Annotated in this window: 13 protein-coding genes; 12 read left to right on the top strand and 1 reads right to left on the bottom strand. The window is 42.6% G+C overall.

Annotated elements, in window-relative coordinates; translation table 11 throughout:
• Positions 1–80 precede the first annotated feature (80 nt).
• The 4 genes from F991_RS01820 to F991_RS01805 all read left to right on the top strand — a co-directional run bounded on the left by F991_RS01820 (position 81) and on the right by F991_RS01805 (position 3,761).
• Positions 81–989, top strand: coding sequence for an ABC transporter permease (locus tag F991_RS01820; RefSeq protein ID WP_004668396.1), 909 nt, complete (start codon positions 81–83; stop codon positions 987–989).
• Between the two features lie 14 nt (positions 990–1,003).
• Positions 1,004–1,924 carry an ABC transporter ATP-binding protein gene (locus tag F991_RS01815; protein WP_004668394.1) on the top strand — a complete coding sequence of 307 codons (921 nt, stop codon included), beginning with the start codon at positions 1,004–1,006 and terminating at the stop codon, positions 1,922–1,924.
• Between the two features lie 118 nt (positions 1,925–2,042).
• Complete coding sequence (locus F991_RS01810; protein ID WP_004668393.1) at positions 2,043–3,359, top strand: FAD-dependent oxidoreductase; 1,317 nt, start codon at positions 2,043–2,045, stop codon at positions 3,357–3,359.
• Positions 3,360–3,383: 24 nt separating this feature from the next.
• The gene (locus F991_RS01805; RefSeq protein WP_004668392.1) at positions 3,384–3,761 is read left to right on the top strand and encodes a VOC family protein; all 378 of its coding nucleotides are present in this window, start codon (positions 3,384–3,386) and stop codon (positions 3,759–3,761) included.
• A 9-nt stretch (positions 3,762–3,770) separates the two neighbouring features.
• Here the strand turns inward: F991_RS01805 and F991_RS01800 are convergent, their stop codons facing one another.
• Positions 3,771–4,037: a hypothetical protein gene (locus tag F991_RS01800; RefSeq protein WP_004668391.1), complete on the bottom strand. Its 267-nt coding sequence runs from the start codon at positions 4,035–4,037 to the stop codon at positions 3,771–3,773.
• A 238-nt stretch (positions 4,038–4,275) separates the two neighbouring features.
• Here F991_RS01800 and hisIE point away from each other — a divergent pair, with 238 nt between their 5' ends.
• From hisIE to F991_RS01760, 8 genes are all read left to right on the top strand, one after another.
• Positions 4,276–5,043 (top strand): bifunctional phosphoribosyl-AMP cyclohydrolase/phosphoribosyl-ATP diphosphatase HisIE, encoded by a 768-nt coding sequence (gene hisIE, locus F991_RS01795; protein WP_004668390.1) that lies wholly within the window; start codon positions 4,276–4,278, stop codon positions 5,041–5,043.
• A 9-nt stretch (positions 5,044–5,052) separates the two neighbouring features.
• Positions 5,053–6,561: a UvrD-helicase domain-containing protein gene (locus tag F991_RS01790; RefSeq protein ID WP_004668389.1), complete on the top strand. Its 1,509-nt coding sequence runs from the start codon at positions 5,053–5,055 to the stop codon at positions 6,559–6,561.
• Between the two features lie 24 nt (positions 6,562–6,585).
• Positions 6,586–7,968, top strand: a complete 1,383-nt coding sequence (locus tag F991_RS01785; protein WP_004668387.1) for an AAA family ATPase — start codon at positions 6,586–6,588, stop codon at positions 7,966–7,968.
• Between the two features lie 244 nt (positions 7,969–8,212).
• Complete coding sequence (locus F991_RS01780; protein WP_004668385.1) at positions 8,213–11,056, top strand: monovalent cation/H+ antiporter subunit A; 2,844 nt, start codon at positions 8,213–8,215, stop codon at positions 11,054–11,056.
• Position 11,057: 1 nt separating this feature from the next.
• A complete protein-coding gene (locus F991_RS01775; RefSeq protein ID WP_004668383.1) occupies positions 11,058–11,426 on the top strand; it encodes a Na+/H+ antiporter subunit C in 369 nt (122 codons plus the stop codon).
• Positions 11,426–13,237 carry a monovalent cation/H+ antiporter subunit D gene (locus F991_RS01770; RefSeq protein WP_004668381.1) on the top strand — a complete coding sequence of 604 codons (1,812 nt, stop codon included), beginning with the start codon at positions 11,426–11,428 and terminating at the stop codon, positions 13,235–13,237. The genes F991_RS01775 and F991_RS01770 overlap by 1 nt, the downstream gene beginning before the upstream one ends.
• Positions 13,237–13,767, top strand: coding sequence for a Na+/H+ antiporter subunit E (locus F991_RS01765; RefSeq protein WP_004668379.1), 531 nt, complete (start codon positions 13,237–13,239; stop codon positions 13,765–13,767). Before F991_RS01770 ends, F991_RS01765 begins: the two co-directional genes overlap by 1 nt.
• A complete protein-coding gene (locus F991_RS01760; protein WP_004668377.1) occupies positions 13,764–14,039 on the top strand; it encodes a monovalent cation/H+ antiporter subunit F in 276 nt (91 codons plus the stop codon). Before F991_RS01765 ends, F991_RS01760 begins: the two co-directional genes overlap by 4 nt.
• Positions 14,040–14,046: the final 7 nt, after the last annotated feature.

The raw sequence follows: 14,046 nt of genomic DNA, 5'->3' as shown, positions 1-14,046 counted from the left end.
GAACATGGGATAAGTGATGCCTGATTTGAAAAGCTCACTTATCCAGCCAAGATTATATTGATGTTATAGGGGGAATTTTCATGAAAAAACTATCAACAAAAGCACGTCACACTGTATTAAGCGTCATCTTGCCGATGATTGCGATTCTTGTATTTTTAGGGGTTTGGCAAGGTGCATCACAACAGATTCAAACCAATATTGGCAATCTACCCGGCCCTGTGGAAGTGTTTAATGCCTTTAAAGGTCTAATGGCTGAGTTTTTCAATCAGCGAGAAGCTGCAAAAAGCTTTTATGCCAATTTACCCGAAGGATCGACCGCCATATTTAGTGGTCCTCCAACTTTTTTTGATCAAATTCTAACAAGTTTAAAAACGGTGCTAACCGCCTGCCTGATCTCCTCAATGATTGCCATTCCAGTGGGTTTGCTCTGTGGTCTAAGCCCTAATTTTTATCGTGCTTTAAATCCACTTATTCAGATTTTCAAACCGATTAGCCCACTGGCATGGTTACCGATCGTGAGCTTATTGGTCGCGTCCTTATATGTAAATCCAGTCGAGGGGCTATCTAAATCATTTGTCATTTCAGCCATTACCGTCGCGATGTGTACCATCTGGCCTACCCTGATTAACACCATGGTCGGCGTAGGACAAATCAGCCAAGACTTTATCAATGTCAGTAAAGTACTGAATCTCTCTTGGTACACCCACCTCACCAAAATTGTATTGCCTGCGGTTATCCCAATGATATTTACAGGTTTACGCCTATCTGTTGGGGTGGGTTGGATGGTCTTGATTGCGGCTGAAATGCTCGCCCAAAATCCAGGCTTAGGTAAGTTTGTTTGGGATGAATTTCAAAATGGCAGCAGCCTATCAACTTCACGAATTTTCGTTGCCGTCATCACCATTGGTTTGATTGGTTTTGCGCTTGATCGAATAATGCTCATGCTACAACACCGTTTTAGCTGGGACAAATCTCTTGCCGCTCGCTAATAAGGAATAGACATATGAGTACAGCATATCTTTCTTTACAACATCTCGATATGGTGTTTGAAAAAGACAGCGGTGGAACTTTTACCGCTTTACAGGATATCCATCTCGATATTCATCAAGGTGAATTTGTTTCATTAATTGGACATTCTGGTTGCGGAAAATCAACTGTTTTAAATATCGTTGCAGGTCTATACCAAGCTACGCAAGGCGTGGTGTTACTCGATGGCAAAGAAGTCAATACGCCAAGTAGTGATCGTGCGGTGGTGTTTCAGAATCACTCACTACTCCCGTGGCTAAGTTGTTATGAAAATATTGAACTTGCTGTCAATTCTGTGTTTAAAACACAAATGAGCAAAGCCGAACGTCATGACTGGATTATTCACAATCTTAACCAAGTCAATATGCTGCATGCCAAAGATAAATTACCGAGTGAAATTTCAGGGGGAATGAAACAACGGATTGGGATTGGGCGTGCACTGGCAATGAAACCTAAAGTTTTATTACTCGATGAGCCATTTGGGGCTTTAGATTCGCTCACACGCAGCACGCTACAAGATGCATTAATGCAAATTCAGGCAGAGCTAAATAACACCATGATCATGATTACCCATGATGTCGATGAAGCAGTATTGTTATCAGACCGCATTGTGATGATGACCAACGGACCTGCTGCGACCATTGGTGAAATCTTGACGGTTGATCTGCCTCGCCCTCGTGATCGCCTCGCTTTGACTGAAGATGCACAATTCAATCATTATCGGGGTGAGGTGCTGGCGTTTTTTGCATCACAAACACAAACATGTCGAGGCTTAAACTCTGTTGAGCAATCCATGAAGCGGTTTCCGATACTTCCTTCAAAAGCTAAACCTGCAAGAGCGTTTCCAAAAACGCTCTCAGGGTACTTTTGCCCCTATGATCACCAACGTCAAGTTTGATTTGTCTATAAAACAAAGTATTATGCTTAAACGATATAATGGCTTAACAATGATATAGAGATATCTGTGTTCTTACATAAAAGGACATGATGATGGAAAATATTCATTCAAAAATAATATGAAAATACCCCATTTTGCGATTATTGGCGCAGGTACAGCAGGACTCGCAACCGCAATTCTACTTGCACGCGAAGGCAATCAGGTCACCATTTTTGAACAAGTCGATGAATTATCACCGGTCGGGGCTGGCTTACTGTTACAACCTGTTGGTTTGGCGGTCTTTGAACATCTCGGTGTACTTGAGCATGCCTTACAGCTTGGAGCGAAAGTCACAGGCTTAGAAGGACAACTCCCCAATAAACGACTTTTGGTCAATAGCCATTACCAGCAAGCTGCTCCAAAGCTCTATGGTCTAGGCATTCATCGCGCCACCCTCTGTCATGTGCTCACACAAAAACTGGCTGAATACTCAAGTCAAGTGACATGGCGGATGAATCACAGCATTGAACGAATTGAAGAACGACAAAATGAGGTTCGATTATTTGGCTCATCCAAACAACATAATATTGATGACTGTTTTGATGCGGTATTGATTGCCAATGGTGCACGTAGTCAACTACGACCTAAACAATGGGTGAAAGTCGATCAAGCTTATCCGTGGGGCGCAGCGTGGAGCATCGTACCTGAATGCTTGACACTGAATTCTGAAATTTTGCATCAGTTTTATGATCGCTCAAAAATCATGATGGGTGTTCTACCCACAGGTGCAATCCCCTCTGCACCGCAGCAACGGCTTTCAAGCGTATTTTGGAGTCTGCCAACGCCACAGTTACAATCCTTTTTAAAAGATGAACAAGCAAAACAGCAATGGCTACAACAGGTGTCAGATCGCTGGCCTGATGTCGCAGAATGGCTGAAACAGATTGTGTACGATGAACAAATCCAACCACAATGGTTATCCGCACAATACCGTGATGTGGTGATGTCGCAATATGGGCAAGGACGAATTGGGGTGATTGGTGATGCCGCACATGCCATGAGTCCACAATTAGGGCAAGGTGCCAATATGGCACTGTTAGATGCGTGGGCTTTTTCTCAATCCGTACAAAGTGCCAAGAAAAATCAACAAATAGATTGGGCAATGCTGTGGCAGCATTATCATCAGCATCGTCATTCTTCAACCCAGTTTTATCAGTTCCTCAGCCGTTTACTGACACCCCTTTATCAATCCAATCATTGGTGGGCAGGCAGCTTACGTGACCTTACTTTTCCTTGGATGTATCAGATTCCCTATTTTCGTAAGGAAATGGCAATCACCATTTCAGGCTTAAAAAAAGGCATGTTCCAACAAATGAGCTATCAACAAATTGCTGCATATCAACAAAATGAAAATGCATTGCTTCAAAACAATCAATCGTTGCCTGAATATGACTAACATCAAAAAGGAGTTCCGTTAGATATGAAAATTAGTCATTTAGATCATTTAGTTCTGACAGTTGCTGATATTGAAATCACCTGTCAGTTTTACCAATCAGCTCTGAATTTTGACGTGATTACTTTTGCTGAAAACCGTAAAGCACTACAATTTGGTCATCAAAAAATTAATCTGCATCAAGCCGGTAAAGAGTTTGAACCCAAAGCACTTCGTCCTACAGCAGGATCAGCGGATTTATGTTTTATTGCTGAAACTCCACTGGAAAAAGTGATTGAACATCTGCAACACCTAAATATTGAGATTATTGAAGGTCCAATCGAAAGAACTGGGGCAATGGGGAAAATTTTATCGATTTATTTACGTGATCCAGATCAGAATTTGATTGAGATTTCGAACTACTAAAAATCTAAATTATTTATAATCTATTGGGATATTTTTCAGTTGTTCATTCATGTCCCAATTGTTTGGCTTATTTTTTAGCTCCCACCAACGTCCCCCTGCATCTAGCCATTTATCACGTTGAACTTTTACTGATTCTTTTGTGCAATCCTCATATCCAAACTCTGTACCACAGCAAGCACAAATCATAAAGTTGGGTGTACTCCCATCCTCACCCCAAGGCTCTTCACATTGGATAAACCCACAAACACGACAAGCCAGATTTTCATTATTATCCAATGTTCAGTCTTCCTAATTTATCCATATATTTAGATAGTCATTTGCTCTCCTCTTCATTTTAATCAAAGAAAAGAACTTATAGCTAAAAAAAATTAATCTAAATACTATTCATAAAATATACGTTTCTTTGTATCAGTATCATGTAAAAATCACCAAACCGATTTTTTAACCAACAAGCATAGCCAACCCTAGCCACACAGGCTAAACTACCTGCTCTCCACTCAATGGATTTTCACTCATGTCAAACTGGTTAGATGAAGTTAAATTTGATTCCAATGGTCTCGTTCCTGCCATTGCACAACATCATCAAACTGGCCGAGTGTTAATGGTTGCGTGGATGAATCGTGAGGCTTTACAACTCACCGCAGAAAAAAACCAAGCGGTGTATTACTCACGTTCACGCCAAAAACTATGGCATAAAGGCGAAGAATCAGGTCATTTCCAAACGGTGCATGAAATTCGTCTGGATTGTGATGCAGATGTCATCATTCTACAAATCGAACAACATGGCGGTATTGCCTGTCATACAGGACGTGAATCCTGCTTCTATCGCAAACTCACCCCGCAAGGCTGGGAAACCGTCGATGCACAACTGAAAGATCCCACTGCGATTTACGGCACATCTGCAAAAACAGACACTCAAGATCATGTTCAAAGTGAGCAAGTCGATGTACTCGACTATTTAGGTCGTTTGATGCAACAACGCAAAAAAGCAGAAGCAGATAACTCTTATATCGCAAGCCTTTATAAAAAAGGCATCAATAAGATTTTAGAAAAAGTCGGCGAAGAAAGTGTCGAAACGATCATCGCCGCTAAAGATTATGCAGTGCATGCTTCTTTGGAAAATAAACACGACCTGATTTATGAAGTGGCTGATCTATGGTTCCATAGTATCGTCATGCTTGGTTACTTCGATCTTGACCCACAAGTGGTTTTAGATGAGTTAGCACGCCGTCAAGGTTTATCAGGTTTGGTTGAAAAAGCAAACCGTAGCAAAGAGGCGTAATCCAAACCTGTGTCAAATATCGAAAAACCCAAAGCCACCTATGAGCAAGCAGTTGCCATAGATAATGCTCGTTTAGGACAATCCTTTAAAGTGATTGCCTATGCTGGCACAGGTAAAACCACAACCTTACAAATGATCAGTGATGCCATGCCTGAACGGCGTGGTATGTATTTGGCATTTAACAAAGCGATTGCCACTGAGGCGCAGAGTAAATTTCATGGCAATGTCAATTGTCGTACTTTTCACTCGCTGGCATTTCGCAGTGTTCCACGTGGCATCACCGATAAATTACGTTTACCGCGTTTAAGTCCGAGTTTTATCGCCAAAGAATATCGTTTAGAACCCATTACCTTGCGACGCTTAATGGGCGGACGCTATGAAAAATATGTATTGATGCCAAGTCGGCTTGCCAGTTTAGTGTCCAATACCGTCAGTTATTTTTGCTCGACCAGTTCGCAATACCCTGCACCACGTCATATACAAGCACCAAGTTGGCTGCATCAAGATGATATCGAATCGTTACAGCAACATCTTTATCCTGCGGTTGAACGTCGCTGGCTAGAGTCGATTGATCCCAATCATCAGGCTGGCATTGGGCATGATATTTATCTCAAATTATGGGCGTTGTCAGAACCCAATATTCCAACGGATTATGTGCTGTTCGACGAAGCACAAGATGCTGATCCATTGATGCTCGGTATTTTGTTGCGACAGAAAAGTACCCAAGTGATTTATGTCGGCGATGCGCATCAACAAATCTATGCATGGCGTGGTGCAATCAATGCCATGCAGCAAATGCCACTACCTGAAAGTCGTTTAACCACCTCCTTTCGTTTTGGTGATGCGATTGCAGATGTGGCCAATAGTTTATTGGGTGCATTGAATGAAAGCGTACCGCTTTTAGGTAATCCTCATGTCAAATCGAATGTAGTGAATAAACCACATACCAAAATGCGTGATGCAATACTATGTCGCACCAATGCCCGTGCCATGGAATTGTTACTGGCTGGTTTGGTGCATGGTGATAAAGTCGGCTTGCAAGCTGATCATCAAAAGCTCAGTCGTTTTGTGGATGCAGCCAGCCTCCTCAAACAAGGCAAGCGTATCGTCGATGTTCCAGAGTTGGCTTGGTTTAACTCTTGGCACGATGTGCATGAGTACTGTGAAACCAATGATGGCAGTGACATAAAACCTTTAGTTAAATTGGTTGATGAACATGGTACAGATCCATTGAAAAGAGCACTGGCCAAAATCACCCCAATTGAACAAGCGGATTATGTGATTTCAACTGCGCATAAAGCCAAAGGTCTAGAATGGAATCGTGTGCATATCGAAGATGATTACCAATTTAAAATAAATGGACTTGAACATAAAATTACAGATGAAGAATTAAGATTACTTTACGTGGCCTGCACTCGTGCTAAAGTAAGTTTAAATATCCATCATCTTTTTGACTTAATACAACAATTAAAACTAAAACGATGCGCTCCCCCAAGCCTTCAAAAAACCGCAGGTTAAAGCGCTCATGATCGAGGTAAGCTTATGCAACTTGAATCGGTTCAATTTAAACATGTGGGCATGTTTCGAGACCTTCGTATTGAGTTTCAACCTGAACGGCATCCCATCACCCTGATCCTAGGCGATCAAGCAACTGGTAAAACCACGGTTATAAAGAATATCTATCAGGCACTGTCTTGGTTTTCAGCGCGATACAAAGATATCAGAACCGCTGGGGTGGTCATCTCAGATCAAGATATTATGCTGAGGTGCTTACAGGCCAAAATTCAGACCCAAGTGCGTATCAGCAGTGAGCTCAACAATGTCTTAACAGAAAGTAGCTCGGCACAACAAAAAAACACCCAAAGCTGCATCTGGAAGTTATTCAAAACTTTTAATAATCAAGGTGTCGGAATCAGTCAGGTTGAGACGCAACAACTCGATCAAATGGTAAGTCTGTATCAAAAAACCATTCTCCAAGATCCGTTATTTGGTCTTCCTCTGATCGCCTATTATCCTGCCGAACGCTTTGTCCAAGACATCAACTTACAAAGTAAAAATGTGCCTGGTATTTTACAAAAAAACTCAGCCTATGACCTAACCGCGATTCCTTACACGACCTTTACTCGTTTTTTTGAATGGTTCCGCGAAATCAGTGATGTCGAAAATGCCCATTCAGCGCATATCGTCAGACGTTTGATGGGCAATGATTTTAATCAACAAAACCAATCTGAAATATTGCAAGAACTACAACAAGAACTGCTCAATCATCCTAAACAGCTCTCCGCCCCCAATCTGTATGCATTGAAAAAAAGCTTGAATACCGTGTTCCCCGAACTGGATGATATTTATATTCAATATGTACCAAAGCTCCAGCTCATCGTGCGCTATCAAGAACAATTGATCCCATTCCAGCAACTTTCTACATCACAAAAAACATGGATCGCACTGGTTGGAGACATCAGTCGTCGTTTATGTTTACTCAATCAGCATTGCTTTGATCCCTGTTTAGAGGGCGAAGGTGTCTTATTGATTGACCAAATCGATGCACAACTCGATCAAGTCATGTGTGCAGAAATTCTTGAGCGCTTACATCAAGCCTTCCCTCGCCTACAAATCATCGTGACAGGCAACCGCGACGAACTCCTCGAGCATGCACTCCACTATCAATGTTTGCGCTTAGACTCAAAAGAGATTTTTGAAATCAATCTAGAGCAATCACAACAACAACTGTCTGAACTATATAGTGAACTTTCACAGACAGAAGAGGATACTGAACTGCAAAGCCCCGACTTAGTTGAGTCAGAGACATTGTCGCGTAGAGTTGATGAATTATTCAATCAGATACAAGAACTTAGTCCACAAGAAAAAAATGAGTTATTAGACTTACTTAAAATTGATGATACCCCACAAAAAAGTGCTTTATAGCCTGCCAAGCGAATAACAGCACCCAGCTCTTTTGAGGTTTTGATCTGTGTTTTTCATGTAATAAGCCAATCTTTTTTGTTGTTTTTGTAGTAAAATAAACCGCTTTTTATTACTAAGTTGCGCAATACAACTTACTGCTCTATTAACTTGATTGGGCTTCAAGATTTAAAGCTTTGGCGTTCTCTTTGCGCGCCTGTGAGTCTTGAATAAATTTCACTTTAGGTTTTCGACCTACATCATCGACATGGATACCAGTGTGCTACCGATTATTATCCTATTACCGCTCATACTCGGCACCACCCTAATCCCACAATTGCAACGTATCTCACGTGGCATGACGGCACTTGGGGCGATTGGCATCAGTCTGAGTTGTTTTATTTTATTATTAACTCAGGCACCAACTATTCTTCAGGGCAATACCCTGCAACAAAGCTGGGATTGGCTACCACAACTTGGAATCAATCTCAGTTTCCGCCTTGATGCCTTAGGTCTATTATTTGGTCTACTGATTAGCGGTATCGGTACCCTCATTTATATTTATGCCTATTATTATCTAAGCCCTAAGAATTCGCTGACTAAACTGTATCAGTTACTGATGCTGTTTATGGCGGCGATGCTCGGGATTTCGTTTTCTAACAACCTGATTTTATTATTAGTATTTTGGGAACTGACCAGTATTTCATCCTTCCTGCTGGTGGGTTATTGGAGCAATTACGATGCGGCGCAACGCGGTGCACGTATGGCGCTCACCATAACAGGCTTAGGTGGTCTTGCGATGCTGGGTGGTTTTGTCCTGCTTGGACAAATCACTGGAACATACGAGATCGACCAACTGGTGCTGATGAAAGATACCATTCAACAGCATGAACTTTTTGTACCCACGTTATTGTTGATTTTACTCGGTGCATTTACCAAAAGTGCGCAGTTTCCATTTCACTTCTGGCTTCCGAATGCCATGGCAGCACCGACACCAGTGTCTGCCTACCTACACTCCGCCACGATGGTTAAAGCAGGGATTTTCTTGCTGGCTCGTTTAGCACCGATCTTTATTGGTGCTGCGCTGTATCACAATATCGTGACTTTTGTTGGTCTGTTTACCTTGTGTATGGCCGCAGGTTTTGCCATTTTCAAAGAAGATCTCAAAGGGCTGTTGGCGTATTCGACCATCAGCCATTTAGGTTTGATCGTTTGCCTACTCGGTATTGGTTCTCCGCTTGCAGTTGCAGCGGCAATTTTTCATATCATTAACCATGCAACCTTTAAAGCCGCATTGTTTATGATTGCAGGCATTATTGACCATGAGACTGGCACACGTGATTTACGTAAGCTAAGTGGCATTTGGCAACTATTACCATTCACAGCCACGCTCACCATGATCACTGCCGCTTCAATGGCGGGTGTCCCACTCACCAATGGTTTCCTCTCTAAAGAAATGTTCTTTACTGAGTTGCTGGTAAATCTATCTGGTCCTGTCATGATTGCTTCCGCAATTGTGGCGACTTTAGCTGGTATCTTTGCGGTGAGTTATTCAATCCGCTTAGTCCATGGCGTATTTTTTGATGGCGAAGTGGGTAAGCAGGTTCCGCATAAAGATGCGCATGAACCACACTTAGGCATGCGTATGCCTGCCATTATTCTTGCAGCCTTATGTATTTTGGTGGGTATTTTCCCAGCACTATTGGCTGAAACATTTGTCAACAGTGTAACTCGTGCCAGTTTGGCACAGCCAGACTTTGTTGGAACACATTTGGCGATATGGCATGGCGTTAACGCACCGCTGATCATGAGTCTGATTGCCTTGGTGGGCGGTACAATATTTTACTTCGCGTTGGCTAAAGATGGTCGTATCCGTAAAATTGATCTCGATCCTCATCTTGGCAAATTTCAGGGCAAAATCTTATTTGAACTGTTCCTTAAACACTTATTACTGATCAGTCGAAAAATAAAACAACGCACTGAAAATGGCTCTTTACAGCACTACTTATTTTTAATTGTGCTGTTTAGCATCGTCATGGTGGCTTTACCCCTCTTCAATCAAGGTTTAACCACAGGCACACGTGAACTGACACATGCACCATGGGCTGCCATTGTACTTTGGCTCACATTGTTCTCTGGTTGCTGGATGATGCTTTGGTTCCATCATGAACGAATCAAAGCCATCTTGATTAGCGGCGCGGTCGGTTTAGTCGTGACCATGACCTTCGTGGCTTTATCTGCACCTGATTTGGCGCTAACGCAAATCACTGTAGATGTGGTGACCACCATTTTATTGTTAATGAGTTTGTCTTTACTACCACAACTCACACCTTACGAATCAACGCGCCCACATCGTTGGCGCGATGCCAGTCTTGCGATTGCAGGCGGCTTAGGGATTGGCTGGATCGCATGGCTAATCCTGAGTCGAGACCATAATTCAATTTCATGGTTCTTCTTGCAGCAATCCATCCCATTGGGTGGCGGTTCAAATGTGGTCAATGTCATTCTGGTTGACTTCCGTGGTTTTGATACCTTCGGTGAAATTGTGGTCCTTGGGATTGCTGCCATTGGTGCACTGTGCTTGATGGACGGTATGCGTACACATGGCACTACGGTGACTCAAGGATTAACCTATCGTTTTAATCCATCTCCCTTGATGTTACGTATCGCTGCTTCTTGGGTATTACCGATCGCACTTGTGATCAGTATTTATATCTTCTTACGTGGACATAACTATCCAGGTGGTGGTTTTATCGCGGGTCTAGTCACCGCAATGGCGCTGATCATTCAGTATATTGCCTTGGGACAAGATCAAGCTGAAAGAATAATTAAAGCCAAGTCGGGTCGTTTATACGAAATTTGTATTGGTTCAGGCCTAATGATTGCGGGTTTAACTGGTGTTGGCGCTTGGTTCTGGGCACGCCCATTCCTCACCAGCGCACATTTCTATGTAGAGCCTCCTCTGATTGGAAAAATGCATTTAGCTTCTGCATTACCATTTGATTTAGGGGTCTACATCACCGTCGTGGGTGCAACCATGTTGTTGATTTCGGTCTTAGGTGACTCACGTCACTCAGGTATGACGGGACCAATCCCAAGTGGAGACAAATAATATGCTCAGTATTGAATTTTTACTCGCTTCTGGCATTGGTTTACTGACTGCGACAGGCATTTATTTAATTCTACGTGCCAGAACATTCCCTGTGGTACTCGGACTGGTCATGATTGGCTATGCCGTGAACTTGTTTTTGTTTGCAATGGGACGAACCCAAGTCAACGCACCTGCTGTACTGACTGAAACCACTAGAGTGTCTGACCCATTACCTCAAGCATTGGTACTGACCGCAATTGTAATTGGTTTTGCGACCACCGCATTTATCGTACAACTGGCATTGCGCAGTCGTTATGAGTCAGGCACAGATCATGTCGACTCAAAAGAAGATCCAACCTTGACTTATGACCCACGTGAGGATGAGCCATAATGTTTGATTTCTACCAATTTTGGCAGACTCATGCTCCAATTCTTAGTATTTTAATTCCAGCATTTACTAGTTTTATATTATTACTATTGGGTAATCCCGGTGCAGGGGCTTTAAAACAAGACTGGCGTCAACCTTGGCGACGTGGGATCAGTCTCTTCTCCGTCGTTTTAGGGCTCGCCACTGCGGTGAGCTATCTAGCGATTGCAAGTACAGGTCAAATTACGGTTTACCAGTTGGCTGAATGGTCTGCACCATTTGGTATCGTATTGGTGCTTGATCGTTTATCTGCATTTATGTTGGTCTTGACCTACGTACTGGCAGTGCCTGTGCTTTGGTATGCCAGTCATAACTGGGACACACGTGGTCGCTATTTCCACGTGATGTTTCATTTCTTATTGATGGGTATCACAGGCGCATTCTTAACAGGCGATTTATTTAACCTATTTGTATTCTTTGAAATCTTATTGTTGGCTTCTTATGTTCTGCTTTTACATGGTCAAGGTCGTCAACGTTTTCAATTAGGCATACATTACGTCACCATCAACTTACTGGCTTCAGCACTATTCCTTGTCGGTTTAGGTATGATTTATGGCAGTGTTGGTAGCTTAAATATGGCGGATGTAGGTCGTCTGGTTCCAACCTTAGATGGCGATCAGCACAAACTGGCGATTGCAGGTGGTTTATTGCTATTTGTGGTGTTCGGTATTAAGGCTGCAATGCTACCTGTGGGTTTTTGGCTACCGAAGACCTATGCCGTTGCCAGTACACCCGTAGCTGCGATCTTCACCATCATGACCAAAGTCGGCATTTATGCCATTTTACGTGTGAACGGCACGGTATTTGATGATGAATTAGCACAAAACATATTTAAAAACTGTTTAATGGTTATCGGTCTAATTACGTCAATTTATGGTGTGATTGGGGCTTTAGGGGCTGATCGTTTACGTCGCTTTGTTGGCTTTATGGTGTTGTCCTCTATTGGAACATTACTCATCACCATTGCGATGTTCAATACCCAAGCATGGGCTGCAGGTTTATATTACTTAGTCCATAGTACCTTGATTGCAGCAGCATTCTATTTGTTTTGTGGTTGGATCACTTCACAACGCGGCGCATTTAAAGATCATTTGAAAGTTGCGCCTAAAATGAAGCAGGAAAAAGCGGCTTCATTTACCTATTTCACCATTGCCTTGATGATGGCAGGTTTACCTCCATTCAGCGGTTTCTTAGGTAAAGTATTTATTTTACAAGCAACAGCAGAAAGTCCTTATCAAGGTTGGATTATTGCCATCGTATTGATCGTGAGTTTATTGAGTATTATCGCCTTTACTCGTGTCGGTTTTATTCTGTTTTGGCGTGCGAGCGCACCTGAAGAAAATCCAAAAGAAGCAAACTTTACTTTATATCAAGCCCTGCCTGAGCGCGCACCAAAGCGTAATGATAAAGCGATCTATATACTGCTTGCTGGGTTAATGGCTTATGTGGTTTTCGCCTCCCCTATTCAACAATATACTGTTGCGACCGCACAGCAAATCCAAGACCATGCTCTGTATAATCAAGCGATCTTGAAAATAGATGCTCAAGGTCGTGCGATCAGCGTACAACCTTATGATCCAAGTTATTTACCAGAAACCAAATATGGTGGTGAAGTAAGTGATCATAATGCTTTGCTTATTCCAGATATCATTTCAAAAGCCACTTTACAAGGTGAGCATATTTCTGAATATAAGCAACGCCAAATCGCTGAGCAGACATTAGAAGCACCAACACGTCCAAATGCAACCCAGCTCAAGCCAATGGAGGAACACTAATGCAAAAACGCGCTTTGCTTCATCGTTGTTTTCCACATCCATTCGTATCCTGCTTGGTTTTTCTCAGTTGGTTAATGCTTGCCAATAGCGTAGAGATAGCGAGTCTTACATTTGCTTTCTTATTGGCTGTCATTATTCCGCTTTTGGTCCGACCTTTTATTGCGTATACGCCACGTATTGATTGGACGGCCGCCATGAAGCTATTTTTTGTGGTGCTGTGGGATATCGTGATCTCAAATTTCCGAGTGGCGAGAATGGTGCTTGGTCCGATGCAACAGTTGCGCCCTAAATGGTATCGCGTCCCTTTAGATACTGAACATGAGCAGGTCAATACACTGCTCGCAATGATCATCACGACCACACCGGGTACTGTTTCAGCAGGAATCGATCAAGAACGTGGTGATATTCTGGTTCATGCATTGGATTGTGATGATACTGAACTTGATATCCAAGAGATTAAAAAGCGCTATGAAATGCCTTTAATCCAAGTCTTTAATGTGAAGATTGCAGAAGGAGTCACCACAAAATGACCATTTTACCTTATGCACTGGGTATCGGTTTGATCGCCATTACCATTTCCATGTTCATGTGCCTCATTCGCCTGATTATTGGGCCGTCTGTAATTGATCGACTGCTCGCCTTGGACACCCTATTTCTCAATGCAACTTGTCTCATCGTTGTATTGGGTATTTATTGGGTCAGCACCAATTTCTTTGAGGGTGCTTTATTGGTTGCAATGCTCGGTTTTGTTTCGACTGTCGCACTTGCTCGTTATTTCACAACTGGGCATGTGATTGATTAAGGAGATA

It is taken from the genome of Acinetobacter sp. CIP-A165, assembly GCF_000367985.1.
Taxonomy (GTDB): Bacteria; Pseudomonadota; Gammaproteobacteria; order Pseudomonadales; family Moraxellaceae; genus Acinetobacter.
Note: the sequence above shows the minus strand (reverse complement) of the source record. Positions and strands in the feature narration are given on the sequence as shown.

Coding starts and splice junctions, on each gene's coding strand:
- F991_RS01785 (WP_004668387.1), top strand. CDS start 6,586: ATGCAACTTGAATCGGTTCAATTTAAACATGTGGGCATGTTTCGAGAC.
- F991_RS01815 (WP_004668394.1), top strand. CDS start 1,004: ATGAGTACAGCATATCTTTCTTTACAACATCTCGATATGGTGTTTGAA.
- F991_RS01765 (WP_004668379.1), top strand. CDS start 13,237: ATGCAAAAACGCGCTTTGCTTCATCGTTGTTTTCCACATCCATTCGTA.
- F991_RS01805 (WP_004668392.1), top strand. CDS start 3,384: ATGAAAATTAGTCATTTAGATCATTTAGTTCTGACAGTTGCTGATATT.
- F991_RS01760 (WP_004668377.1), top strand. CDS start 13,764: ATGACCATTTTACCTTATGCACTGGGTATCGGTTTGATCGCCATTACC.
- F991_RS01770 (WP_004668381.1), top strand. CDS start 11,426: ATGTTTGATTTCTACCAATTTTGGCAGACTCATGCTCCAATTCTTAGT.
- F991_RS01775 (WP_004668383.1), top strand. CDS start 11,058: ATGCTCAGTATTGAATTTTTACTCGCTTCTGGCATTGGTTTACTGACT.
- F991_RS01810 (WP_004668393.1), top strand. CDS start 2,043: ATGAAAATACCCCATTTTGCGATTATTGGCGCAGGTACAGCAGGACTC.
- F991_RS01820 (WP_004668396.1), top strand. CDS start 81: ATGAAAAAACTATCAACAAAAGCACGTCACACTGTATTAAGCGTCATC.
- hisIE (WP_004668390.1), top strand. CDS start 4,276: ATGTCAAACTGGTTAGATGAAGTTAAATTTGATTCCAATGGTCTCGTT.
- F991_RS01780 (WP_004668385.1), top strand. CDS start 8,213: ATGGATACCAGTGTGCTACCGATTATTATCCTATTACCGCTCATACTC.